The 23,368-nt window shown below is 64.5% G+C and carries 22 protein-coding genes and 1 tRNA gene; 16 read left to right on the top strand and 7 right to left on the bottom strand.

What is annotated here, in order from left to right; genetic code table 11:
- Positions 1-127 precede the first annotated feature (127 nt).
- The 7 genes from XH87_RS14655 (at position 128) to XH87_RS14625 (ending at position 7,909) form a co-directional block, all read left to right on the top strand.
- Positions 128-1,501, top strand: coding sequence for a hydrolase (locus XH87_RS14655; RefSeq protein WP_271587840.1), 1,374 nt, complete (start codon positions 128-130; stop codon positions 1,499-1,501).
- A 35-nt stretch (positions 1,502-1,536) separates the two neighbouring features.
- Positions 1,537-2,907, top strand: coding sequence for a cytochrome P450 (locus tag XH87_RS14650; protein WP_271587839.1), 1,371 nt, complete (start codon positions 1,537-1,539; stop codon positions 2,905-2,907).
- A 50-nt stretch (positions 2,908-2,957) separates the two neighbouring features.
- Entirely contained in the window at positions 2,958-4,367 is a 1,410-nt protein-coding gene (locus XH87_RS14645; RefSeq protein ID WP_035703107.1) for an adenylate/guanylate cyclase domain-containing protein, read from the top strand.
- A gap of 176 nt (positions 4,368-4,543) precedes the next feature.
- A complete protein-coding gene (locus XH87_RS14640; protein ID WP_271587838.1) occupies positions 4,544-5,032 on the top strand; it encodes a tellurite resistance TerB family protein in 489 nt (162 codons plus the stop codon).
- 222 nt (positions 5,033-5,254) lie between these two features.
- On the top strand, positions 5,255-6,034 hold the full coding sequence (locus tag XH87_RS14635) for an SDR family NAD(P)-dependent oxidoreductase (RefSeq protein ID WP_035703103.1): 780 nt from the start codon (positions 5,255-5,257) through the stop codon (positions 6,032-6,034).
- Between the two features lie 117 nt (positions 6,035-6,151).
- On the top strand, positions 6,152-6,946 hold the full coding sequence (locus XH87_RS14630) for a glutamine amidotransferase (protein WP_271587837.1): 795 nt from the start codon (positions 6,152-6,154) through the stop codon (positions 6,944-6,946).
- Positions 6,947-7,096: 150 nt separating this feature from the next.
- Positions 7,097-7,909, top strand: a complete 813-nt coding sequence (locus tag XH87_RS14625; RefSeq protein WP_271587836.1) for an enoyl-CoA hydratase — start codon at positions 7,097-7,099, stop codon at positions 7,907-7,909.
- 119 nt (positions 7,910-8,028) lie between these two features.
- Here the strand turns inward: XH87_RS14625 and XH87_RS14620 are convergent.
- Positions 8,029-8,104, bottom strand: a tRNA-Ala gene (locus tag XH87_RS14620).
- A gap of 203 nt (positions 8,105-8,307) precedes the next feature.
- Here XH87_RS14620 and XH87_RS14615 point away from each other — a divergent pair.
- The 3 genes from XH87_RS14615 to folD are packed head-to-tail and all read left to right on the top strand — an operon-like array spanning position 8,308 to position 9,855.
- A complete protein-coding gene (locus XH87_RS14615; protein ID WP_018645113.1) occupies positions 8,308-8,598 on the top strand; it encodes a YggT family protein in 291 nt (96 codons plus the stop codon).
- A 17-nt stretch (positions 8,599-8,615) separates the two neighbouring features.
- Positions 8,616-8,960 (top strand): DUF167 domain-containing protein, encoded by a 345-nt coding sequence (locus XH87_RS14610; protein WP_271587835.1) that lies wholly within the window; start codon positions 8,616-8,618, stop codon positions 8,958-8,960.
- A 10-nt stretch (positions 8,961-8,970) separates the two neighbouring features.
- Positions 8,971-9,855 (top strand): bifunctional methylenetetrahydrofolate dehydrogenase/methenyltetrahydrofolate cyclohydrolase FolD, encoded by an 885-nt coding sequence (folD, locus tag XH87_RS14605; RefSeq protein ID WP_271587834.1) that lies wholly within the window; start codon positions 8,971-8,973, stop codon positions 9,853-9,855.
- Positions 9,856-9,987: 132 nt separating this feature from the next.
- On the opposite strand, the gene ppa is transcribed toward folD, so the two are convergent.
- Together ppa and XH87_RS14595 are read right to left on the bottom strand one after the other, a co-directional pair.
- Complete coding sequence (gene ppa, locus XH87_RS14600) at positions 9,988-10,524, bottom strand: inorganic diphosphatase (protein ID WP_247299836.1); 537 nt, start codon at positions 10,522-10,524, stop codon at positions 9,988-9,990.
- A gap of 178 nt (positions 10,525-10,702) precedes the next feature.
- A complete protein-coding gene (locus tag XH87_RS14595) occupies positions 10,703-11,212 on the bottom strand; it encodes a GNAT family N-acetyltransferase (RefSeq protein ID WP_158668698.1) in 510 nt (169 codons plus the stop codon).
- 266 nt (positions 11,213-11,478) lie between these two features.
- Between XH87_RS14595 and XH87_RS14590 the strand changes: the two genes are divergently transcribed.
- The 4 genes from XH87_RS14590 to XH87_RS14575 are packed head-to-tail and all read left to right on the top strand — an operon-like array spanning position 11,479 to position 14,638.
- Entirely contained in the window at positions 11,479-12,378 is a 900-nt protein-coding gene (locus XH87_RS14590; protein ID WP_271587833.1) for an alpha/beta hydrolase family protein, read from the top strand.
- A complete protein-coding gene (locus XH87_RS14585) occupies positions 12,375-12,842 on the top strand; it encodes a DUF2269 family protein (RefSeq protein WP_271587832.1) in 468 nt (155 codons plus the stop codon). Before XH87_RS14590 ends, XH87_RS14585 begins: the two co-directional genes overlap by 4 nt.
- Positions 12,843-12,850: 8 nt before the next feature.
- The gene (locus XH87_RS14580; protein WP_271587831.1) at positions 12,851-14,170 is read left to right on the top strand and encodes an SDR family oxidoreductase; all 1,320 of its coding nucleotides are present in this window, start codon (positions 12,851-12,853) and stop codon (positions 14,168-14,170) included.
- Positions 14,171-14,230: 60 nt separating this feature from the next.
- Entirely contained in the window at positions 14,231-14,638 is a 408-nt protein-coding gene (locus tag XH87_RS14575; RefSeq protein ID WP_271587830.1) for a thiol-disulfide oxidoreductase DCC family protein, read from the top strand.
- A 42-nt stretch (positions 14,639-14,680) separates the two neighbouring features.
- On the opposite strand, the gene XH87_RS14570 is transcribed toward XH87_RS14575, so the two are convergent.
- On the bottom strand, positions 14,681-15,928 hold the full coding sequence (locus XH87_RS14570) for a flavin monoamine oxidase family protein (protein WP_271587829.1): 1,248 nt from the start codon (positions 15,926-15,928) through the stop codon (positions 14,681-14,683).
- A gap of 213 nt (positions 15,929-16,141) precedes the next feature.
- Between XH87_RS14570 and XH87_RS14565 the strand changes: the two genes are divergently transcribed.
- Positions 16,142-18,007: a hypothetical protein gene (locus XH87_RS14565; protein WP_271587828.1), complete on the top strand. Its 1,866-nt coding sequence runs from the start codon at positions 16,142-16,144 to the stop codon at positions 18,005-18,007.
- 3 nt (positions 18,008-18,010) lie between these two features.
- Here XH87_RS14565 and typA read toward each other — a convergent pair whose 3' ends face one another.
- Together typA and XH87_RS14555 are read right to left on the bottom strand one after the other, a co-directional pair.
- On the bottom strand, positions 18,011-19,837 hold the full coding sequence (typA, locus tag XH87_RS14560; RefSeq protein WP_035703080.1) for a translational GTPase TypA: 1,827 nt from the start codon (positions 19,835-19,837) through the stop codon (positions 18,011-18,013).
- A gap of 550 nt (positions 19,838-20,387) precedes the next feature.
- Positions 20,388-21,152: a Crp/Fnr family transcriptional regulator gene (locus XH87_RS14555; protein WP_271587827.1), complete on the bottom strand. Its 765-nt coding sequence runs from the start codon at positions 21,150-21,152 to the stop codon at positions 20,388-20,390.
- 180 nt (positions 21,153-21,332) lie between these two features.
- On the opposite strand from XH87_RS14555, the gene XH87_RS14550 reads away from it, so the two are divergent.
- Positions 21,333-21,716, top strand: a complete 384-nt coding sequence (locus XH87_RS14550) for a response regulator (RefSeq protein WP_271587826.1) — start codon at positions 21,333-21,335, stop codon at positions 21,714-21,716.
- Between the two features lie 3 nt (positions 21,717-21,719).
- Here XH87_RS14550 and XH87_RS14545 read toward each other — a convergent pair whose 3' ends face one another.
- Entirely contained in the window at positions 21,720-23,261 is a 1,542-nt protein-coding gene (locus XH87_RS14545; protein WP_271587825.1) for an alkaline phosphatase D family protein, read from the bottom strand.
- Between the last annotated feature and the right edge of the window lie 107 nt (positions 23,262-23,368).

Raw genomic sequence — 23,368 nt, 5'->3', positions numbered from 1 at the left:
AAACGGTGTGGCAGAAATGGTCCCGGGCGATTCCGGCAAATTCAGTGATGCCCGCGAAAGTCCTTCGCTGTCCAGTGGTTAGGCCGCTATAAGCGGTGCAAAGAGGCGGTTTGCTCGGGAGGAACGCATGAAGCTGTCGCGACGGACGATCCTGCAGGGCGTTGGCAGCTTGCCTTTCGCGGTTGCGAGCTTGCGGGCCGGCGCGATGGCCCAGACCGCATCTGCGGCCACGCCGAGCACCGAAGTGCCGCCGATCCTGTTCGTCCACGGCAATGGCGATTACGACGCGCTCTGGATGACGACCTTGTGGCGAATGGAATCGAACGGCATCGCCCGGGAGCGGACGATGGCGATCAATTTCACCGATCCTCTGGCGCGCAGCGATGACAAGGTCGAGCAGGCGAACCGCTCCTCGACCGAGGACCAGCGCCGCGAGCTCACTGCTGCCATCGCCGAGCTGAAGCGCCGCACTGGCGCGGCGCGCGTGGCCCTGGTCGGCAGCTCGCGCGGCGGCTATGCGATTCGCAATGTCATCAAGAACGGCACTGCCGGAGATGTCAGCCATGCCGTGCTGTGCGGCACGCCCAATCACGGCGTGTTCGCAACCGATGACCAGCCCAACAACGAGTTCAACGGCCGCGGCGAGTTCCTTCGCGGCTTGAACGCGGGCGACAGCGAGGTGACGGCGGGCGTCGCCTTCCTTACGCTGCGCAGCGACGGCCTGGACAAATATGCCCAGCCCGATGGACGGTTTATCGGCAAGCCCGGCACGCCGACCAATGTCACTGCCGAGGGACCGGAGCTGAAGGGCGCCACCAATCTCGCGCTCGGCGCGCTCGATCATCGCGAGGTGGCGTTTCATCCGCGCGCGTTCCGGGAGATCTACAGGTTCATCGCCGGTCGCGAGCCCACCCGCATCGCAATCGTGCCGGAGACCAGCGTGACGCTGAGCGGGCTTGTCACGGGCACGCCAGGCGGTGTTCCGACCAATCGTCCGGTCGCGGGCGCAACCGTCGATGTCTTCCGTGTCGATCCTGATACCGGGGAGCGCAAGGGTGGTGCGTTGCACAACTCGAAGACCGGTGCTGACGGACGCTGGGGGCCGGCACAGGTCGATCCGACATGGTCGCTCGAATTCGTCCTGACGTCGCCGGCCGCGCCGACGACGCATTTCTATCGCTCGCCATTCCCGCGCTCGTCCGAGGTCGTGCATCTGCGGCCTGCGCGCCCGCTCGGGCCGGCCGACAAGGACGCAGGCGCGGTCGTGATCATGTCGCGGCCGCGCGGCTATTTCGGCTTGCCGCGGGACGTGGTGCTGTTCGATGGCAAGGAGCCGGCCGACGTCAAGCCGGGCGTGCCCACGGATGCGGCAGCAACCCTGCGGCTTCCGGCCGGCGAGGTCGGGCGGAACATCGTGGCCCAGTTTGGCGAAGAACGGATCGTGGCGCGTGCCTGGCCTGCCGCCGAGAACAGGATTGCGATCGCCGAGCTGACTTATTAGCTATTTGCCTGCGTCACATCTCTCGGGAGGGAGCCATGAATATCGCCAGCGTGCGTCGGCCCGTCATCCCTCCGGCTCCCCCGCGTGCGCCCGACGACATGTCGTTCTTCGGCCGGCTCGCGGTTGTCAGGCAGAACATGATCGCGACCTGGGGGCAGCGCGCCTATGAGGAAGAGGTCATCCCGGGTCGCTTCTTTTTCCGCAACAGTTTTATCCTGAACCAGCCGGACGCGATCCGGCACGTTCTGCTCAGCAATTACGAAAACTATACGCGCACGCCGGCCGGCATCCGCATGCTGCGCCCGGTGCTCGGCGACGGCCTTCTGATCGCGGAAGGTCATTCCTGGACCTTTCAGCGCCGCACCCTCGCGCCGGCCTTCACGCCGCGCGCCACCGCAAATCTCGTCCCCCATATGACGACGGTGCTCGACGAGACCATCGCAAAGCTCGACACGCGAACCGGCGAGCCGGTCGACCTGCGCGAGGTCATGCAGCGCATGACGCTCGAGATCGCCGGGCGCACGATGTTCTCGTTCGGCATGGACCGGCATGGCGCGACATTGCGCAACTTCATCATGGAATATGCCGCGCGGCTGGGACGGCCTTATTTCCTCGACATGGTGCTGCCGGTGTCCTGGCCGAGCCCGATGGATTTTGCGCGGGCGCGTTTCCGCGGGCGCTGGACCGAATTCGTCGCGATGCTGATCGCCGAACGACGTGCGGTCGGCAAGAAGGACGGCGCGCCGCCGCGCGACCTGTTCGATCTCATGGACGAGGCCCGTGACCCCGAAACCGGCAAGGGTTTCTCGGACGAGCAGCTCGTGGACGAGGTCGCGACCATGATCCTCGCCGGTCACGAGACCACGGCGACGGCGCTGTTCTGGGCGCTCTATCTGCTCGCGCTCGATCCCGATACGCAGGAGGAAGTGGCGTCCGAGACCCGCGGCGAGCATCTCGACAGCATGGCCGATATCGATCGTCAGAAATTCACCCGTGCCGTGATCGACGAGACGATGCGGCTCTATCCGCCGGCCTTCCTGGTCGCGCGCGCCGCACGCGAGAAGGACAATGCGGCCGGTGTCGAGATCGGCAAGGGAGACATCATCATGATAGCACCCTGGCTGCTGCACCGGCACGAGAAGCTGTGGGATCAGCCGAACGCGTTCGTTCCAAAGCGCTTCTTGTCGAAAGAGGCGCCGGACCGTTTTGCTTACCTGCCGTTTGGTGCAGGTCCGCGCGTCTGCATCGGCGCGCCGTTTGCCCAGGCCGAATCCGTGCTGGCGCTGGCCCGGCTGATCGGCGCATTCCGTGTCGAGCTCGCCGATACTGCGAATCCCGTGATCCCGCTCGGCGTCGTCACGACCCAGCCGGACCACTCACCCATGTTCCGCATCACGCGTCGGTGACGGGCGCTCGTCTGGCCGATGGCGTGATCCACCCTAGATAGAGCCCCGCCATGAGCGACATCCAGGCCCAGTTTTCCGTTCTGAAACAGACCGCCGATCCGAAGGTGGCCGATGCGATTGCGCGCCTCATCGAGGATGGCGAGGATCACGAGCTCAACCGCGTCAATGTGCTCGATTTTTCCAGGCAGCACGGTCTCGACGAGGAGCGCGTGATCTCGGCGTTCCTGCATTCGGCGCGGCTCGGACTGTTCGACCTGGGCTGGAACGTGCTGTGCCCGGGCTGCGGCGGCGTGCTGGGCGCGCACTCGACGCTGAAGGCGCTCAAGCCGGACGATTATCACTGCGCACTCTGCGCCTGTGGCTACAAAGCCTCCGTCGACGACCAGGTCGAGGTCTCCTTCACCGTGAACCCGCGCGTCCGGCGCATCGCGGCGCACGCTCCCGATACGCTCCCGGTCTGGGAATATTTCAAGCAGGTGTTCTGGAGCTCCGGCGTCGACTTCAACAAGGAATCCTTTGCGGCACTCGCGAATGAGGTGACGCTCGACACGATGGAGCTGCCGGCCGGAGAGAAGGCGACCATGTCGCTGCAACTGCCGAACGACTTCGTCATCATCTTCGAGCCGGTGACCCACGCCGCGCATTTCATCGACGTCCAGGGCGAGCCGACCAAGGACCGCCAGCAGCTCGCCATCATGTACAACAAGGTCCAGGCCCCCACGGGCACGACGACGATGCGGCCGGGCCCGCTGCGTCTGTCGCTGGAGAACCAGGCCGGCGTGCGCGTGCTGCCGTCGGTGTTCATCGCGGCCGAGGCGCTCCATCACCTCATCGGCAAGCGCAAGCCGTTCCTCACCGCCAAGCGGATGCTGTCGAATCAGACGTTTCGCGACGTGTTCAAGGCGGACAATCTCAGTCTCGATCAGCGCCTCCAGATCACCTCGCTCACCTTCCTGTTCACCGATTTGAAGGGCTCGACCGCGCTGTACGAGCGGGTCGGCGATCTCGCCGCCTTCGATCTCGTGCGCGCGCATTTTCATGCGCTGCTCGAGATCATTTCCTCCGAGAAGGGCGCGGTGGTGAAGACGATCGGCGACGCCGTGATGGCGACCTTCGTCCGTCCCGAGCACGCCATCGTCGCCGGCCTGCGGATGCGCGCGGCCATGGACGAGCTCAACAAGAAGCGCGGCACCGACGATCTCATCGTCAAGATCGGTATCCATGAAGGTCCCTGTCTCGCGGTGATGCTCAACGAGCGGCAGGATTATTTCGGCCAGACCGTCAACATTGCCGCCCGCGTGCAGAGCCTGTCGACCGCGCAGGAGATCCACATCACCGGCCCGGTGCTGGACGCTCCCGCAGTCGCCGAGGTGCTCGAGCGGCGCGCGATCAGGCCGATCCAGAAGCAGGCCGCGCTGCGCGGCATCGCCGACAAGATGGTGGTGTACGAGATACCGTGAGCCTCAAACTGTCATTCCGGGTTCGCGCTGTGCGCGCCCCGGAATGACAGTAAGCAGATTGCCGAAAAGTAATGCAGCGCGGAACTGACGCACGTTGCGCCGGTTGAGTTTCCCGCTCATATAATGCTGGCAACAGCCGCGCTCCTTGCGGCTGTCATCGATCTCGGTAGGACCTTATGCTCGACGGCTTACGTCAATTCATCTCCGACATTGTCGGTCCTCAAGCCTCGGACCGCGCATTCGGCGACAGCGATTATCGGCTGGCGGCCACTGCACTGCTGGTCCACGTGGTTTCGCTGGACGGCCAGCCGAGCGCGGCCGAGCAGCGCAAGCTGCACAGCCTGATCGAAAGCCATTTCGGGCTCGATCGCGGCACTGCGGATCGTCTGATCGCGGACGCCACCCAGGTAGAGGGCGAGGCGGTGGACCTCTATCACTTCACCAGCGTCATCATGCGCTCGCTCGACGAGGAGGGGCGCAAGCGCATCGTCCGGATGATGTGGGAGCTGGTCTATGCCGACGGCCAGGTCAGCGAGTTCGAGGACAATGTCGTCTGGCGTGCTTCCGACCTGCTCGGGATTTCCCAGCGCGACCGGATCGAGCTGAAGCATGCGGTCGCGGAGCGGGCCGGTGGTCAGGTCAAGGATAGCGCCGTCAGCGGCTGACGGCACTGAACTCGGCGGAATCGCGGTCTGCATGGGCACATGACGAAAGTTTAATTTATTCGTCGCCTGCGCCACATACGCCTGCAAATCAACGGTTTTTCAGCGCTGTCTGTCGTTTTGCTCAAACGGCCATGCCGCCAGCCCCGCTTGCCTGTTGTGCACGGCCTATGCTCTCGTTCCGCTGTTGCGGGGCCAAATACTTGAATCCAAGAGACTTCGATCGTGGCTGAGCGGGTGACGCTGATTACCGGTGCTTCGGCGGGCATCGGGATGGAGCTGGCGCGTGTGTTCGCCGCCAATGGACACCGCCTCGTCTTGACCGCGAGACGGGCGGATCGGCTCGAAGCGCTCGCGAACGAGCTCGCTGCCAAGGGCGGCAAGAAGCCGATCGTGATCGCCTGCGATCTCGAGAAAGCGGATTCCGGCGAGACGATCGCGGCCGCCCTTGCAGCCGAAGGCGTCGAGCTCGACCATCTCGTGAACAATGCCGGCTTCGGCGTGTTCGGCGATGCGGTTGAGCGCGACCGCGTCGAGCAGCTCGGCATCGTCGATGTCAACGTCCGGGCCCTGACGGATCTGTCGCTGCGCTTTGCCGATCAGCTCATCAGGAACAAGGGCGGTCTTCTCAATGTCGGATCGGTCGCCGGTTTCCTGCCCGGCCCCGGCATGGCCGTCTACTACGCGTCCAAGGCCTATGTGATCTCCTTCACCGAAGCGTTGCGGGCAGAGCTTGCGCCGCGCGGCGTCCGCGTCAGCGTCCTTTGCCCGGGTCCGGTGCCGACCGAATTCCAGGCCCGCGCCGGCGTTGGCTCCCAGCATGATACGACCGTTCTCAACGTCTCTGCCGCCGAGGTTGCACGGGAGGCGTATCGTGGCCTGATGGCCAATAAACGGGCAGTGCTGCCTGGTCTCGGTATCAAGATCGTGCCGTTCGCGCTGCGCTTCTTCCCGCGCGGCTTCATCCTTGCAGCCACCAGTCGGTTCCAGAGGCGCAGGCACTAGAGGGCCCGTAGTGGCCCGGAGTTTGCTTCGATATCGCACGTATGTGCGCGAACTCACACGATGTTAACCATCGCTTAGCTATGCTGGCGGTCTGAACCGATAGCACTCGCAGAGGCCATGTCGTTCCGGACGGACAGGTTTGGTGACGCGGAGGTGGTGGCCTTCCCACAGAGGGCGCCGAGCGTCGCCGCCTCCAAGACCCGGCTGCCGGTTCTGATCATCCTGCATCAGGAATGCTCGACACCGGGCCGAGTCGGCAATGCGCTGCGCGGGCTCGGCCATCGCCTCGACATCCGCCGTCCCCGCTTCGGCGATTCCCTGCCCGACACGCTCGGTCAGCATGCCGGCGCCGTGATCTTCGGCGGCCCGATGAGTGCCAACGATCCCGATGACTACATCCGCCGCGAGATCGACTGGATCGAAATTCCACTCCGCGAGCAGCGGCCGTTCCTCGGCATCTGCTTGGGTGCGCAGATGCTCGCGATGCAGCTAGGGGCTCGCGTCGCGCCCCATCCGCAGGCGCTGACCCAGATCGGGTATTACCCGATCCGGCCGACCGCTGCGGGCCGTGCGCTCTGCCCGCACTGGCCGGCGCAGGTCTATCACTGGCATCGCGAGGGATTTGAGCTGCCTGAAGGCACTGAGCTGCTCGCCGAGGGCAATGACTTTCCGGTGCAGGCGTTCCGTGCCGGCAATGCTTTCGGAGTGCAGTTCCACCCCGATGTGACCTACGCGATGATGCATCGCTGGACCACGCGCGGCTATGACGGCTTCAGCGCGCCCGGCGCGCGGCAGCGGCATCATCACTTCGCGGATCGTGCCGTCTACGACGTCGCCGAGCGCGCCTGGCTCGACCATTTCATCGACGGCTGGCTGGCGCGCCGGCCCGTGCTGGCGCAGGCCGCCGAGTAATCCACGCGGTTCGCGCAGGTCGTTCACGGGTCCTTCGCACAGATCCTTTGCACAGATCCCTGGCGCAAGACCTTGGCCCATCCCCGAATATGCTAGGCTCGCTGGAACGAGCGCGTGCGAACGCATGCCGGCAGACAAAGGGAGAGCGCCATGGCCTACGAGCACATTCTCTATGAAGTGAGCGACAAGATCGCGACCGTCACGCTCAACCGCCCCGATCGTATGAACGCGTGGACGCCGATCATGGAACGCGACGTGCGTCATGCGATGGAAGCCTCAAGCGCCGATGACAATGTCCGCGTCATCATTCTCACCGGCGCGGACCGCGCGTTTTGCGCCGGCGCCGATATGGACGCGTTGAAGGGGCTCGATCCTGATGACGTCAGGCGCGCCTCGAACCTGCCGCCCTTCGACATGAATCGCCGGCCGGACTGGCAGACGCGCTACGGCTTCTATCCGTCGATCAAGAAGCCGGTTATCGCCATGCTCAATGGCGCCACGGCAGGCATCGGCCTCGTGCACGCACTCTATTGCGACCTGCGCTTTGCTGCCGACAACACCGTGTTCACCACGGCCTTCGCGCGGCGCGGTCTGATCGCCGAGCATGGCATCAGCTGGATGCTGCCGCGGATCGTCGGCCACGCCAATGCGCTGGATCTGTTGCTCTCGGCGCGGCGCGTGTCGAGCGAGGAGGCGATGCGGATCGGGCTGGTCAACCGGCTCTGTTCGCCTGAAGGGCTCCGCGAGGAGACCTATGCCTATGCGCGCGACCTCGCCGAGTTCGTCTCGCCGAGCGCCATGGCCGTGATCAAGCGCCAGCTCTACGAGGTGCCGTTCCAGACGCTGGCCGAGGCGACGATCGAGGCCAACCGCGAGATGATGGTGGCCCTGAACGGGAGCGATTTCCGGGAAGGCGTGGCGAGCTTCATGGAGAAGCGGCCGCCAAGGTTTACGGGGAGGTAGGGGAATTTCGGAGGGAGCCCGCCTTCGCCCTTTGGGCTTCGGCGAGGCAGCCTTCGCTCACTTCGCTACGAGGGACTTCCCAGGCTTGCCCAGCCGTAGCTCGCGAAGCGAGCGAAGGCTGGTGGAGCCAGGCGGGATCGAACCGCCGACCTCGTCATTGCGAACGACGCGCTCTCCCAGCTGAGCTATGGCCCCTTTGCTGGCCGCTCTGGTGAACGCGGCCGACAACCGGGCGCCATTTAAGTCCCTGCCAAGGTCAAGTCAAGGACGGGTGTAACCCGGTTTTAGCCCTCCGGGCGCCGACTTCCCTTGTTTGGGTCGGGGGGAACCGATATCTAGCAACAGGCGTCAATCCCGACCGCAGCCAAAGTTTTCAAAAGCCAGAGGCCTCAAAAGCCATGCGTGCCGTTCTCGACATCGTCATCATCGTGCTCGACCTCTACGTCTGGCTGCTGATCGCCTCCGCGATCCTGTCCTGGCTGATTGCCTTCAACGTGGTGAACACCCGCAACCAGTTCGTGTCCGCGGTGGCGGAGTTCCTGTACCGGATCACCGAACCCCTGCTGGCGCCGATTCGCAATTTCCTGCCCAGTCTCGGCGGCCTCGACATCTCGCCCATCATCCTGATCCTCATCATCATGTTCATCGAGCGGGTGATCCTGTACTACATCTACCCGAACGTGATCTGAGCTCGGCTGGAGCGCCTTTGGTTGCCAAGGAAGCTCGCAAAGAACCCTGGCGCTACTCGGCCACGGGAATCAGCATCGCTCTGCGGGTAACGCCGCGCGGTGGCCGCGACGACATCGACGGGATCGAGCAACTTTCGGATGGGCGCACTGTGCTCAAGGTGCGGGTGCGTGCCATCGCCGATGGCGGCGAGGCCAACAAGGCCGTCCTGGTGCTCCTGGCGAAATCGCTTGGCGTGCCCAAGGCCAATGTAAAATTGCTATCCGGCGCCACCTCGCGGCTGAAGCAGATCGCGGTCGATGGCGATCCGGCGCGGCTCGGAGAAGCTCTGCGCCAGCTCGTGTCGGCGAAATCGAAGGACTGAGGGAACTGACATGACCGCCAAGATCATCGATGGAAAAGTCATTGCCGCGGAGCTGCGCGCCCAGGTCGCCGAGGAGGTCGCACGTGTCAGGCGCGAGCACGATCTGATCCCCGGCCTTGCGGTGGTCCTGGTCGGCAACGACCCCGCCAGCGAGGTCTATGTCCGCTCCAAGCATACCCAGACCCAGGCCGCCGGCATGGCCTCGTTCGAGCACAAGCTGCCGGCCGATGTATCGCAAGGAGATCTGCTGGCGCTGGTCGCAAAGCTCAACCGCGACCCGGCCGTGCATGGCATTCTGGTGCAGCTGCCGCTGCCGAAGGGTCTGAACACCGAGGCCGTGATCAATGCCATCGATCCCGCCAAGGATGTCGACGGGCTGCATCCGAACAATGCCGGCAGGCTCGCCGGTGGCTTCGAAGCACTGTCGCCCTGCACGCCGCTCGGCTGCATCATCCTGACCAAGAGCGTGCACGCCTCGCTCGAAGGCATGAATGCCATCGTCATCGGCCGCTCCAACCTGGTCGGCCGCCCGCTGGTGCAGCTGCTGTTGAACGAGAACGCCACGGTGACCATTGCGCACTCGCGCTCGCGCGATCTGCCCGGCCTCGTGAGACGCGCCGATCTGGTCTATGCCGCCGTCGGCAAGCCTGAGATGGTGCGCGGCGACTGGCTGAAGCCGGGCGCGACCGTGATCGACGTCGGCATCAACCGCATCCCGAAAGACGACGGCAAGACCCGTCTGGTCGGTGACGTCGCCTATCAGGAAGCGCTTGGCGTGGCCGGCGCGATCACGCCGGTGCCGGGCGGCGTCGGCCAGATGACGGTGGCGTGTCTGCTGGTGAACACGCTGCGGGCCGCTTGCGCGATCGCCGGCCTGCCGAAACCGGCGGTGTAGGTGGACTCTCGTGCCCCGGACGCAGCGCAGCGCTTTTTCAGCGGTGCGCTGCTGAGCCGGGGCCCAGTGGCGGCTGGGTCCCGGCTCAGCGTCGCGTCATTTCATGCCGCGCCGCGTCCGGGACACAGAAGCTCAGCCCTTCTTCTTCTTCTCGCGCTCGATGCCTTCGAGGATCAGTTTGTGCGCGTCCTCCGGGCCGCCCCAGCGCAGGATCTTCACCCACTTGCCCTTTTCGAGATCCTTGTAGTGCTCGAAGAAGTGCTGGATCTGCTGCAGCGTGATGTCCGGTAAGTCGGAATAGCTCTTCACCTTGTCGTAGCGCTGCGTCAGCTTGGACGACGGCACCGCCAGGATCTTCTCGTCGCCGCCGGCTTCGTCTTCCATGAACAGCACGCCGACCGGGCGCACGCTCATGACGGCGCCGGGGATGATGGCGCGGGTGTTGATGATCAGGACGTCGCAGGGATCGCCGTCGTCGGAGAGCGTGTGCGGGATGAAGCCATAGTTACCGGGGTAACGCATCGGCGTGTAGAGGAAGCGGTCGACCACCAGCGTGCCGGCCTCCTTGTCCATCTCGTACTTGATCGGCTCGCCGCCCACGGGGACCTCGATGATGACATTGACGTCGTGTGGTACGTTTTTCCCGATCGAGACCGCATCGATACGCATTCAAGGCTCCGTTGTTGCCGAGGTGAAATCGCGCCCGGCAGCGATTTTGGCGCTGTCATACGCGGGCTTGGCCCGCTGATCCATCGCGTTTTTGTGAAATAATGAATCCGGCGATCACCGGCGCGAGCGGCAACGGTATCGACGGACGGGAAACGCTGCCGAATCAGGTTTCAGCAGCTCAATTGGTCCAAGCGAAGGCAACCTTGTCGAGCGACTTCGGCCCGAACCGCTCGGAAGAGCGCGCCACCATACGGCCGCCCAGCGCCCGGTAGAACTCGGTCGCCGGGTCGTTGTCCGAGAGTGCCCACACCACCATGCTCTTCAGCCCGCTCTGCATGAGATCGCGGCGGGCCGCAGCGAACAGTCGGCGGCCGAAGCCGAGCCCCTGGAATTCCGGACGCAGGTACAGCTCGTAGATCTCGCCGTCGAAATGCAGGCTGCGGGCACGGTTGCGGCCGTAGTTGGCATAGCCGGCGATCTTGTCACCGAACACGAGCACGCTGACGCGGCTGCCTTTGCGGATCGCGCTGTCCCACCACTGCGGACCGCGGCGGTTGATCAGCTTCTCCAGCTCGGCTCCGGGAATGATGCCCTGATAGGCCGAGCGCCAAGCTTCGTCATGAGTGCACGCCACCGCAGTTGCGTCTGCAGCTTTGGCCGGCCGGACCTCGATCAGGGTTGTGCTCATGGACGCGATCAAACCAAGTCGCCGCGCCGGCGGCAAGACCTATCGTTAATTATCGGTTAACCTGTGGACTTTCTGCATCAGTATTATGACCATGTTGTGCCGAAAGAGGACAGTGCGCAGCCCTGAACGGCAACCGCGTGCCACGCGTCGGTGCAAAACTGCGTTGTAGCAACCAATGAAGGGCGATGGCGACGCAGAAAGTCCGCCCGGAATGATTCGTTCCTACTAGTCTGACGGTTGCTGTCCGTGCTCGCCTTTGGCCATTCATGCGGCTCTTCAACATCCTTGCGCTCCTGCCTCTGCTGACCCTTCTGACCGCGTCGCCTCTGTGCGCGCAGGTCACGTTCGGTGCATCGGGCGCGGAAGGCGAGCCGTTTCGTCGGCAGGCGTGGCGCGTGCCTTCGCCGGATACCAGCATTGCCGCGCATGCGCTGCTGTTTCGCCCCGCCGGTGCCGGTCCGTTCCGGCTTGCGGTCATCGCGCATGCCTCGACGCAGAATGCGTTGCGTCGTGCGCAAATGCCGCAGCCGGAATACCGCGCGCTCGCAGCGTTTCTCGTCGCGCGCGGGTTTGCCGTGCTGGTGCCGGAGCGGCTCGGCCATGGTGCGACCGGCGGCCGTTATGCCGAGGACCAGGGCGGCTGCGATGATGCGGACTATGCGCGCTCCGCTCGCGCGACCGCCGAAGAGATCTCGCTCGCGCTGGACCATTTGCGAAAGCAGGATTTCATCCGCAAGGATGCTGCGATCGTGATTGGCCATTCCGCCGGTGGCTGGGGCGCGCTGGCGATTGCGAATGCCGATCCAAAGGCGATTTCCGGCATCATCGCATTCGCGCCGGGGCGCGGCGGCCACGTCAATGACGAGCCGAACCGGATCTGCGCGCCAGATGCGCTTGTCGCGGCGGCGACCGAGATCGGTCGGGCGGCGCGCATCCCCGTCACATGGTTCGTCGCAGGCAATGACAGCTATTTTGCCCCGGCATTCTCGAAGTCGTTGGCGGATGCCTTTCGCGGCGCCGGCGGCAAAGTCGATTTCCGCGCATTGCCCGCGGTGGGCAGCGAAGGGCACGGGATGATCGAGACCGAAGCTGGCGTGAAAGCCGCGGCCGCCGAACTCGAACGCGCGCTGAACCAGTCGAAGCCGGTGGCGACCAAGAAGCCATGACGCTGTATCTCCTGGTCAAATATGTGCATGTGCTCGGCGCCATCGTCATCCTCGGCACCGGAACCGGCATTGCCTTCTTCATGCTGATGGCGCATCGTACGCATGACGCGGAGTTCATCGCGCGCACCGCCTCGGTGGTGGTGGTCGCGGATGCGATCTTCACGCTGTCAGCGGTCATCTTCCAGCCGGTCAGCGGCGGACTGCTGATGATGCTGTCTGCCACGTCGATCACGGAGCACTGGCTGCTCGCTTCGCTCGCGCTTTACGCCATCGCTGGCTTGTTCTGGATTCCCGTCGTGTTCATGCAGATCGAAATGCGTGATCTCGCGCGCAAGGCCGCCGATCAGCGCACCGCTTTGCCGGAGCGCTACTTCATCCTGTTCCGCCGCTGGTTCGCGTTCGGCTTCCCGGGCTTCGGTGCGACGATGGCGATCCTCTGGCTGATGATCGCAAAACCGTTTTGAGAGACGCGATGAACCCAAGGACCGTTTTGGTGCTCGGCGCCTCCGGCCTGATCGGCCGGTTCGTCACCGATGATCTGCGCGCGCGGGGGTTTCGCGTCGTCGGCGCCGCGCGCAGCCTAGCGCCGGCGCAGACAATGAGCGCGCTGGACATCGAGCTGCCGATCCTCGCGCTCGATACGGCCGCCCTGAAACGATTCCTGGGCAAACATTCCGTCGATATCGTCGTGAACTGCCTCGGCGTGCTCCAGGATGGTCCGGGCAGCAGCACAGGCGCCGTGCACCGCGATTTTGTCGCGCGCCTGCTCCAGGCCGTCGCCGACAGCGGCCGCGCGGTCCGGCTGGTGCACATCTCGATCCCCGGCACGGCCGATGCTGATCGGACCGCCTTTGCGACGACCAAGCGCGAGGCCGAACGGCTGATCGCGGCATCAGGCGTTCCCTATGCCATCCTGCGGCCCGGCTTCGTGGTCGCCCCATCCGCCTATGGCGGCAGCGCGATGCTGCGGGCGCTCGCCGCGTGTCCGCTGGACCTGCCGGAGACGGAAATGGCGACGCCATTCCAGCCCGTCGCGGTCGAGGATATCTCGGCCACCATCGCCTGGCTCGCCGCGCGCCACATCGGCGACGCCTCCGTCAAAGCCGTGGCTTGGGACCTGATGCAGCTTGAGCCGGTCACCATGGCCGGCGTCATCAAGCAGTTCCGCCATGCGCTTGGCACGGCCGGCTGGCCGCTTGCCGCGATACCGTCCTTCATGCTCGATCTCGGCGCGAAAATCGGCGATCTCGCCAGCACTCTCGGCTGGGCGTCGCCGATGCGTTCCACCGCCATCGCCGAGCTCCGCCGCGGCGTGCGAGGCGATCCCTCCGCCTGGATCGCAGCGACGGGCATTGCGCCGAAGACGCCGGCTGAGGGGATCGGGCGCCATCCCGCCACCATCCAGGACAAATGGTTCGCGCGACTGTTCCTGGTCAAGGCACTGATCTTCGCGAGCCTGGTCGCGTTCTGGATCGTCTCCGGCTTCATCGCGCTGTTCGTGTCCTACCGCGCCGCGGCCGGCATCTTGATCGCGCACGACTTCCCACCCGCGCCGGTCGATCCCATCACCATCGGCACCAGCCTGATGGACATCAGCATCGGCCTGCTGATCGTCTTCCGCCGCACCGCGGCGGTGGGGCTCGTCGCAGGCATTGTGGCTTCGCTCGGCTATATGGTTGGCGCAGCAATTCTCACGCCCGATCTCTGGGTCGAGCCGCTCGGGGCTCTGGTCAAGACCGGACCGGCGATCGTGCTGATGCTGGTCGCGCTCCTGATGCTGGACAATCGATAGCGTTTTTGAGCGAAGTGGATTCCGGTTCGCGTGAAGAAAACGCGTCAAAAAGAGCAGCTGATGCCCAAATGGCCCGACGACGACGTGATCCTGTTCGATGGCGTCTGCATCTTCTGCTCGCGCTGGGTGCGGTTCGTTGCCGCGCGCGACACGGCGAAGCGATTCCGCTTCACGCCGATCCAGTCGGATTATGGGGCGCGATTGGCGCGCACGTTCGGCATCGATCCGGATGACCCCGACACCAACGCGGTGATCCATGGCGGCGAGGTTTTCATGAAGTCCGACGCTGCACTGACCGTACTGTCGCAGCTGCCGGGTTGGAGCTGGATGCGCGCATTATTCGTCGTGCCGAAGTCGCTGCGGGATCCGATCTACAGCCTCATCGCGCGCAACCGCTATCGCATCTTCGGGAAATATGACGCCTGCTTCGTGCCCGATGCAGATCTGCGGGCGCGGGTGATCGATTAGCCCGTCATTGCTTCGCTGCGCTCGCAATGACGGAGTTCGTGACTACGGCTTACCCGTTGCCGCCAGCACTTCCCCTGCCGCCCGCTCCCCGCTGTCCCGTGCTCCATGCGCCGTCGTGAAGAACTCCGGCGACGTTGCTTCCCCCGCGAAGAACAGCCGCCCATCCACCGGCGCGGCCAGCACCGCGCGATCTCCCGAGTGCCCCGGCAGCGCGTGCGAATAGGATCCTCGCGCGAAGGGATCGCGCGCCCAGCGGGATTCGCACAGCGGCTTCAGCTTGCGCCTGATATCGTTGCCGAGGAAGCCCGCGATCTCGTCGATGCTGTGCGCGGCAACGGCGCCGTCGCCGGCGTCTTCCAGCGCGCGGGCGAAGCTGCCGCCGAAGAAGCCTTCGATGCAGGGCTGGCCGAACGGGCGGATGTGGTAGGTGCCCATGTCGGTGCGCATGGTGGCGCCGCGCAGGTTTCCTTCTTTCGGAAAGGCCTCGGCGTCGGCGAGCGCCAGCGTCACCTTGTCGTCCACGCCGAGCGGCAGGCCGGCTGCGGCATCGACCTTGGCGGGGAGCGGCGGTGAGAAGCATATCGCCTCGTCGGCGATCAGATTGGTCGGGACGGTTACGATCACCTTGTCGGCGGTGAGCGTGCCCCGCGACGTCTCGATGCGGATGCGTTTGCCGGAATGATCGATCCGTGTGACGCTGCAGTTCACCGCCACCGGGCAGGGGGCGCCATAGGCCGCGACAAGCGCGCCATAGCCGCGACGGATGCGCCAGTTGAGGTTCGTGTCCTCATAGGCGTCCCAGTCCAGCGTGGACATGTCCTCGAGTTCGCAGCCGTTGATATAGGTCGAGATCGCGTCGATCATCGGATTCCAGCGATTGCCGGCCTCGAGGCTCAAGCTCGCGGGTTCGTCCTTGCCCGTTTGCGCCGCTTCCCACAGACGCTCGTAGAATGCGTCCATCGCGCGCATGAAGTCATCACGCTCGGCCTGCGGAAAAGCATTGCCGAAGGCGCGCTCGCGCCATGGCGGCAGGTCCTTGTTGACCTCGAAATCGAGTTGTCGCGCGATCGGCACGAACGAGTTCTTGTCCGCCGAATGCAGCCAGCCGCAGCCGACGTCGAACGTCACCTCAGGTGAGGCCTGCACGGTCCAGGCGCGACCGCCGAGCCGGTCGCGGGCCTCCAGCACGATCACGGAGAGGCCGGTGCCGTGCAGCGCGTGTGCAGCGCCGAGGCCGGCGGCACCGGCGCCGATGATCGCGACGTCCACGGAGGAGGGGAGCGAGGTCATGGGCGGGCTCTAGCACGTTCGCTGAGCGCGCTGAAGCCGGCCGACGCATACCTCCCGCAGCGCACGCGGATCCCGGATGCCACCTTGTTTCCGGTCACGCAACATTCGTGAAGCAGACCGGCGTGGCATCGGGATCCGAGCCGACTTGTTTTTCGTGCCAGGGTTGTATTCAATTTCGTATTCTCTTCTGTCCATTCTTCAAGGAATTGCCCCATGCTGAATATCGACCCGGGCGTAGAGCACAAGCGAACCGCAGTTCTGGTGGTTCACGGTATTGGCAGCCAGCGCGCGCTGGAAACCGTGCGCGGCGTCATCCGCGGTGTCTGGCGCAACAAGGGCAATCCCGACGACAAGAGCAACAAGCTCTGGACGCATCCGGAGAAGAGCGGCGTCGACATCGATCTGACGGTGATGACGACCAGCGAAGTGCCGGGATCGGCGGACAAGCGCGTGGTCGATTTTCACGAGCTCTACTGGGCTCATCTCATGAGCGAGACCAAGGCGGTCGCCGTGCTGCTCTGGCTCTACGAGTTGTGCCGCAAGGGGCCGGTCATGAGAACCGGGCTTAACGCGCTTTGGTGGGCCGCGTCCATCTTTCTGTGTCTGATGAACCTCTCGTTTGCCGTGCTGGCGCTCAGGGGCGTGTTGCTGTTTTCGGAGACCAGCGCGCAAAACATCCTGATTGCGCCCTTCCTTCTGCTTCTATGCAGCGTCGTGTTCGGCCTCTACGTCGCGCTCAAATGGCAGGCTCTTCGTCTCATCCTGTGGCTGGCTGCCTTCTGCGCTGCGGGTTTTGCGGCCGGCCTCGGCTATCTGTGGCTTGAGGGTACCTTCCCCGGCGGAAACGGGGGCCTCGATGGCGCCGAGATCTTGACGCTGATTGGTCTTCCGACCCTGGATGCGTTGCTGGCGACCTACCTTGTGATGGGAGAGCAGGGATTGCGCGCGTTCTGGCGCACACTCGCGGTCTCGCTGCTCGTGTCCCTTGCCTTCATCTGGGCCGATCAGCACTGGTACGACAGATCACTAGCCGAAACGGTGCTCAAGGCATGGCCCTGGGGATTGAATTCGCCCTGGAGCGCCCCCATCGCGTTTGGTGTGATCGGCATCTATCTCGCCGCCAACGGTGCATTCCTCCAGCCTTATCTCGGCGATGCCGCGCGCTATTTCCGCGGCTCACCGGCCAATGTCGCCGTTCGCCGGGCCATCCGGAAGGAGGCCGTGGACACGCTGGCGCGCCTGCATGAAAGCGGCCGATACGACCGTATTGTCGTCGTCGCCCACAGCCTGGGCACTGTTGTCGCTTACGATATGCTGCGAGCCTATTTCAGCAGGATTTGCGACGAGTTGCCGCCGGTCACACTGCTCGGCCAGGAGTTTTTGGACATCGATGGTGCGCCGTGGCAGCCCGAGGAAGTGGCTACCCACGAGGAGAAAGTGGAGCTCCGCCGCAAGGCACGGCAGTTGATCGCAAACATCGCCGACGTGACCGTCAGGCGGCCCGTCGAACAGCGGCATTTCAAGAGCTGGCTGGTAACCGACTTCGTCACGCTCGGGAGCGCCCTGTCCCACGCTTATTTCCTGATGTGCGAGGAGGCAAAGGAGCCCGATGCCGCCGAGAAGAATGGACACGAGAGGTTGCGCGCAGATTTCAGGCGTCGGGTCGAGGAGCGCGAGTTCCCGACTTGTCCGCCGAAGCGGCTCCAGCAGGATGGCTTGCTGGCCTTCGACAATCCGAGGAAGAAGATACGGCAGATCCACCATGGCGCGCTGTTCGGGTTGACGCGCTGGACCAATATCTACTTTCCGATCGAACAGATCTTCTGGGGCGACGCGATCGGCGGGCCGTTAGCCCCGATCTTCGGCCGGCACATCGTCGACCTGCCGGTCTCGACGAAATTGGCCGGCGGTGCGGACTTCTTCACCCACACCGCCTATTGGAATGTCGACCGGAAGCCCGACACTTGGAAGGCGCCGCATCTTGCGGTTCTGCGCGACGCGGTCAATCTCTCCGACGGGACGCCGACCATCGATCTCGTCGGTCGTGGCGAGGACGCGCCGGGGGAAGCCGGAGGGTAACTCCTACGCCACCGCTTCCTTGGCCTTTTCCGCGCGCTTGCGCTCGTTCGGGTCGAGGTGCTTCTTGCGCAGGCGGATCGACTTCGGGGTGACCTCGACGAGCTCGTCGTCCTCGATATAGGCCAGCGCCTTTTCCAGTGTCATGCGGATCGGCGGGGTCAGGCGCACGGCCTCGTCCTTCGAGGTGGTGCGGATGTTGGTGAGCTGCTTGCCCTTGAGCACGTTGATCTCGAGATCGTTGTCGCGGGTGTGCTCGCCGACGATCATGCCGCGGTAGACCTTCCAGCCCGGCTCGATCATCATCGGGCCACGGTCTTCCAGCTTGAACATGGCGTAGGCCACCGCTTCACCCTGGTCGTTGGAGATCAAGACGCCGTTGCGGCGGCCCTGGATCTCGCCCTTGTACGGAGCGTAGCCGTGGAACAGGCGGTTCATGATCGCGGTGCCGCGGGTGTCGGTGAGCAGTTCACCCTGGTAGCCGATCAGGCCGCGGGTCGGCGCGTAGAACACCAGGCGCTGGCGATTGCCGCCGGACGGCTTCATTTCGACCAGCTCGGACTTGCGCTCGCTCATCTTCTGCACGACGACGCCGGAATGCTCCTCGTCGACGTCGATCACGACCTCCTCGATCGGCTCCATGGTGGCGCCGGTCGCTTCGTCCTTCTGGTAGACGACGCGCGGACGCGACACAGAGAGCTCGAAGCCCTCGCGACGCATGGTCTCGATCAGGATCGCGAGCTGCAATTCGCCGCGGCCCGAGACTTCCATTGCATCCTTGTCGGCGGCTTCGACGACGCGCAGGGCGACGTTGCCTTCGGCCTCGCGCAGCAGACGGTCGCGGATCATGCGGCTCGTCACCTTGTCGCCTTCAGTGCCGGCGAGCGGGGAGTTATTGACGATGAACGACATCGACACGGTCGGCGGATCAATCGGCTGCGCCGGCAGCGGCACTTCCACACTCGGATCGCAGAAGGTGTCGGCGACGGTGCCCTTGGTCAGGCCCGCAATCGCAACGATGTCGCCGGCCTCGGCTTCATCGAGCGGGGTGCGCTCGAGACCGCGGAACGCCAGGATCTTGGTGATGCGGCCGGACTCGACCAGCTTGCCGTCGGCGTTCAGCACCTTGACCTGCTGGTTCGGCTTGAGCACGCCCGACGAGATGCGGCCGGTGATGATGCGGCCGAGATAGGGGTTGGCCTCCAGGATGGTGCCGATCATCCTGAACGGTCCTTCCTCGACCTTCGGCGGCGCGACGTGGCGCAGGATCAGGTCGAACAGCGGCTCCATGCCCTTGTCCTTCGGACCCTCGGGGCTCTCGGCCATCCAGCCCTGCTTGGCCGACCCGTAGAGGATCGGGAAGTCGAGCTGCTCCTCGCTGGCGTCGAGCGCCGCGAACAGGTCGAACACCTCGTTGATGACCTCGGTCGGGCGCGCGTCGGGGCGGTCGACCTTGTTGATGACGACGATCGGCTTGAGGCCGACCTTGAGCGCCTTGGAGACCACGAACTTGGTCTGCGGCAGCGGGCCTTCGGCGGCGTCTACCAGCACCAGCGCGCCGTCCACCATGTTCAGGATGCGCTCGACCTCGCCGCCGAAATCGGCGTGGCCGGGGGTGTCGACGATGTTGACCCGGGTGTCCTTCCACTGCACCGAGGCAGCCTTGGCCAGGATGGTGATGCCGCGCTCGCGCTCCAGGTCGTTGGAGTCCATGGCGCGCTCAGTCACCTTCTGGTTCTCGCGGAACGTGCCGGATTGCTGGAGGAGGCGGTCAACCAGGGTCGTCTTGCCGTGGTCGACGTGGGCGATGATGGCGACGTTGCGAAGGTTCATGTGTGAGCTTCTTTGCGGTCGAACAATGGGTTAAGCGCGATCTCGCCGGTCAGACTGGGACCTCTTCACGGACAACGCTGGAAACGTGGAAAACGGGGCCTGCTTCGCCCAAAAAGGAAGCCCGGTCAGCTCGACCGGGCACCCTACGCGTTTGCGGCGCAATATATGCAAAAACCGTCAAAAAACAATGTGTTCTTTGCTGGTTGGTTGACTGAATTTTGCCCGGGGATTCCCGGGGCTTAGGGCTGGGTTCCGGGATGGGCGGGGCCTTCCGCCGCTTGATCGCCGCCCAGATCAGGACGGCGCCTCCAATGCTGACGACCAGCCCCAGGAAGACCAGCGGTGCGATGTCGGAATCGATCTTGCTCCCCTCGATCACCGAGGCCCCGCCGAACAGCAGGGCGCAGAGGCCGGGCAGCCCTGTCCACAAGCTTGTTGTGGTGAGGGGTCTCTCGCACCAAGGCGAGCTCGCGGACAAAATCCCTGATCCGACGCGCGCACTGCGCGCGCCCCTTCTCCCGCAAGGGGAGAAGGAAGGAAGCAAGAGCCGCTACCCTGCCTCACGTTCCTCGGTCGGATAGACGCCGCGCAGCACCTCCTCGAAATGCATTTTCACGGCATCGTTGCACAGGCAGGCGCGAAGCTTCAGGCCATCGCGGCTGCGAACCAGGATCGAACCGCGCCTTGTGTCGAGAATCCGTTCCGCCTTGAACGACTGAAGCACGCGGCTGGCATAACTGCGGCCCACCCCGAGCAGCGTCGCGAGCTGTTCGTGGGTCAGCGGCACGCTGGTTTCGTCGCCGGTCCGCTCCATCGCCGCCAAAATCCATTTGGCGGTACGCTGTTCTATCGAATGGATCGCGTTGCAGGCGGTCGACTGGAAGATCTGGGCCAGCATGCAATCGGCATAGCGGGCAAAGATGTTGCGCAGTGAAGCCGAGCGCAGCTTGGCCGCTTCCAGCTTGGCAACGTGAACGCGCGCAAACGGCCCGCTGAATTTCACGCAGATCCGGGTATAGGCCGGCAGAAATCCCTCGCTGACGATGCCGCCGACCGCGCCTTCGCGGCCGACCAGAATGGTTTCGACGTCCCGGCCGTCCTCGTTGGGAACGAGGAAGGTCGCGAGCGATGGCCCGCAGGGAAAGTGGACGACCTGCACGTCATCGCCGGGATTGTAGAGCAACTGCCCCGCTGCGGAGTCTTCGACGGTCACGTGCGGTGCAAGGAGGGTGTAGTCGGCCTGGCTCAAACGCCGCAGCAGATTGTTGGCCGGCCGGCTCTCGACCTCGGTGACTTTGCCGATGCGCGCATCCATCGTGAACTCCTGTCCTTCCTCCCAGCTTAGCGAGTTCCGTCCATGCCCTGTGTGCACAAGTGGACAGACTGAAGAACGATGATGTGGTGAGTTTCGTTCCGGGAACCCTTCGATGCGCTACGCGCAGGCATCGTGTCGCGGCAGTCCTGATCCGAAAACCCCCGAACGCAAGATGCGATCATGGCACCCGCACTTTCCAATGGCTCGAGCTGGCCAGCCGATGTTCTGATCGTCGAGGACGATCCGATCATCGCGATCGATTTCGAGGACCGTCTGCTCGGATTTGGTGTGATCGGTGTGCGGACCGTCGGGTCGGTGACCCAGGCGCTGGACGCGATCGCGAAGCGTACGCCCGACTTCGCGCTGCTCGATGTCGAGCTGATCCGCGAGACCAGCTTTGCGATCGCCGAGCGGCTGATCGCGCTGAAGGTTCCGTTCGTTTTCGTCACCGGCTACGGCGCCGACGCGCGCATTCCGCCCGAATTGGCAGGCCGGCCGCGGTTGCAGAAGCCGTGTTCGAGCGACGCGCTGGAAGCGGCGCTCAAGATACGTGCCGCCAATTAGCGATCAGCTTTGCTTCGGATCGAGCGTGGTCGACCACAGCGCCACGTCGGCGCGGTCGCGCAGGGTCACCGTCATCCGGCCGGAGGCGCCGTCGATCTTGACGTGACCGAAGAACTGCATGCCAGCGGACGGCGGCAGGTTCTGGCTGTCCTTACCCGGTGCCTTGACGAAACGCACCTCCGGCCCGAAGGTGTTGTCGAGCGCGTTCGGACCGAACGTGCCGGCATGCAGCGGGCCCGAGACGAATTCCCAGAACGGCTCGAACTCCTGGAATTGCGCCTTGTTCGGATCGTAGTAATGCGCGGCGGCGTAATGCACGTCTGCCGTCAGCCACACCGTGTTGCGGATCGGCGCCATCTTGATGAAGCGGAGGATGTCGGCGATCTCGAACTCGCGGCCACGCACCGCGCCGCCGCCCTGCGCAATGGCTTCCGAGCCGCCCTTCGGCGTGTCGGAGACAATCAGGCTGATCGGCATGTCCGACGCGATGACTTTCCATGTCGCGCGCGAATTCAACAGACTGCGCTTGAGCCAGGCGATCTGGTCCGGGCCGAGGAAGTAGCTGGCGGGACCGTAAGCGGTGTCGAGATTGGGGCCGTTCGGGCCGCGATAGCTGCGCTCGTCGAGCATGAACACGTCGAGATGCGGGCCGTAGGCGATCTGGCGATAGACGCGGCCGGGCTCGGTGATGCTCTCGCGCATCGGGTACATCTCGTGAAAGGCGCGACCCGCGCGGGCCGCGAGCAGCGAGATGTCGCGCACCTTGTAGGCGGCCGGCAAGTCCTTCGACAGCGACCAGTTGTTGGTCACTTCGTGGTCGTCCCACTGCACGAAGATCGGCACTTCGGCATTGAAGGCACGGATATTGTCGTCGGTGAGATTGTATTTGTGCGCGGCGCGGTACTCGTCCAGCGTCTCGGCAACCTTGGCCTTCTCCGGGATGGTCAGATTCTTCCAGATCTTGCCGTCGGCAAGTTTCACCTCGGATTGGATGGGACCATCGGCATAGATCGTGTCGCCGGAATGCAGGAAGAAGTCCGGCCGGTGCTTGCGCATCGCCGAAAAGGTGAACATGCCGCCGTCGTCCGGATTGATGCCCCAGCCTTGCCCGGCGACGTCTCCGCCCCAGACGAAGCTAACGTCGCGGCGGTCGGCCGGGGCGGTGCGGAAGCGGCCGGTCACCGGCTCGCCCTCGACAGCGCTGTGCGAGAGATTGCGGAAGCGGACGCGGTAGAAGATGTCCTGTCCGCTCGGCATGTTCTCCAGCAGCATCTTTGCGGTGAAATCGCTCTCGGGGAGCGCGGCGATTGGCGGCAATGCGCGGGCGTCCTTGAAGGACTCGGTCGTCGCCACCTCGACCAGCATCTGTGCGGGCCGGTCGGTGCGCGCCCACACCACGCCGCCGTCGACGGTGACGTCGCCAGACTGCACGCCATGAGTGACCGCCGGCCGATCGGCCGCGCGCGAGAGATATGGCATCGCGATCGTGCCGAGCGCACCGGCGCTGGTGGCGAGGAAGCGGCGGCGGGAGAATTTGATGTTCATGGCTGGCTCGCGCATCTCTCGCTGTCATTCCGGAGCGCGCGAAGCGCGAATCCGGAATCTCGAGATTCCCTGGTGCGCAATTGCCCACCTGTGGTCTGGTCCTTCGG

Source organism: Bradyrhizobium sp. CCBAU 53415, from assembly GCF_028128735.1.
In the GTDB taxonomy this organism is placed as follows: Bacteria; Pseudomonadota; Alphaproteobacteria; order Rhizobiales; family Xanthobacteraceae; genus Bradyrhizobium.
The sequence above is the reverse complement of the archived record's forward strand: the minus strand, read 5'-3'. Positions and strand labels throughout refer to the sequence as shown.

What these genes read in the sequence shown, in the direction of transcription:
- XH87_RS14565 (WP_271587828.1), top strand. Translation starts at nt 16,142, where the DNA reads ATGCTGAATATCGACCCGGGCGTAGAGCACAAGCGAACCGCAGTTCTG.
- XH87_RS14555 (WP_271587827.1), bottom strand. Translation starts at nt 21,152, where the DNA reads ATGGATGCGCGCATCGGCAAAGTCACCGAGGTCGAGAGCCGGCCGGCC.
- XH87_RS14630 (WP_271587837.1), top strand. Translation starts at nt 6,152, where the DNA reads ATGTCGTTCCGGACGGACAGGTTTGGTGACGCGGAGGTGGTGGCCTTC.
- XH87_RS14640 (WP_271587838.1), top strand. Translation starts at nt 4,544, where the DNA reads ATGCTCGACGGCTTACGTCAATTCATCTCCGACATTGTCGGTCCTCAA.
- XH87_RS14570 (WP_271587829.1), bottom strand. Translation starts at nt 15,928, where the DNA reads ATGACCTCGCTCCCCTCCTCCGTGGACGTCGCGATCATCGGCGCCGGT.
- typA (WP_035703080.1), bottom strand. Translation starts at nt 19,837, where the DNA reads ATGAACCTTCGCAACGTCGCCATCATCGCCCACGTCGACCACGGCAAG.
- XH87_RS14615 (WP_018645113.1), top strand. Translation starts at nt 8,308, where the DNA reads ATGCGTGCCGTTCTCGACATCGTCATCATCGTGCTCGACCTCTACGTC.
- XH87_RS14655 (WP_271587840.1), top strand. Translation starts at nt 128, where the DNA reads ATGAAGCTGTCGCGACGGACGATCCTGCAGGGCGTTGGCAGCTTGCCT.
- folD (WP_271587834.1), top strand. Translation starts at nt 8,971, where the DNA reads ATGACCGCCAAGATCATCGATGGAAAAGTCATTGCCGCGGAGCTGCGC.
- XH87_RS14575 (WP_271587830.1), top strand. Translation starts at nt 14,231, where the DNA reads ATGCCCAAATGGCCCGACGACGACGTGATCCTGTTCGATGGCGTCTGC.
- XH87_RS14645 (WP_035703107.1), top strand. Translation starts at nt 2,958, where the DNA reads ATGAGCGACATCCAGGCCCAGTTTTCCGTTCTGAAACAGACCGCCGAT.
- XH87_RS14650 (WP_271587839.1), top strand. Translation starts at nt 1,537, where the DNA reads ATGAATATCGCCAGCGTGCGTCGGCCCGTCATCCCTCCGGCTCCCCCG.
- XH87_RS14595 (WP_158668698.1), bottom strand. Translation starts at nt 11,212, where the DNA reads ATGAGCACAACCCTGATCGAGGTCCGGCCGGCCAAAGCTGCAGACGCA.
- XH87_RS14545 (WP_271587825.1), bottom strand. Translation starts at nt 23,261, where the DNA reads ATGAACATCAAATTCTCCCGCCGCCGCTTCCTCGCCACCAGCGCCGGT.
- ppa (WP_247299836.1), bottom strand. Translation starts at nt 10,524, where the DNA reads ATGCGTATCGATGCGGTCTCGATCGGGAAAAACGTACCACACGACGTC.
- XH87_RS14590 (WP_271587833.1), top strand. Translation starts at nt 11,479, where the DNA reads ATGCGGCTCTTCAACATCCTTGCGCTCCTGCCTCTGCTGACCCTTCTG.
- XH87_RS14625 (WP_271587836.1), top strand. Translation starts at nt 7,097, where the DNA reads ATGGCCTACGAGCACATTCTCTATGAAGTGAGCGACAAGATCGCGACC.
- XH87_RS14550 (WP_271587826.1), top strand. Translation starts at nt 21,333, where the DNA reads ATGGCACCCGCACTTTCCAATGGCTCGAGCTGGCCAGCCGATGTTCTG.
- XH87_RS14585 (WP_271587832.1), top strand. Translation starts at nt 12,375, where the DNA reads ATGACGCTGTATCTCCTGGTCAAATATGTGCATGTGCTCGGCGCCATC.
- XH87_RS14580 (WP_271587831.1), top strand. Translation starts at nt 12,851, where the DNA reads ATGAACCCAAGGACCGTTTTGGTGCTCGGCGCCTCCGGCCTGATCGGC.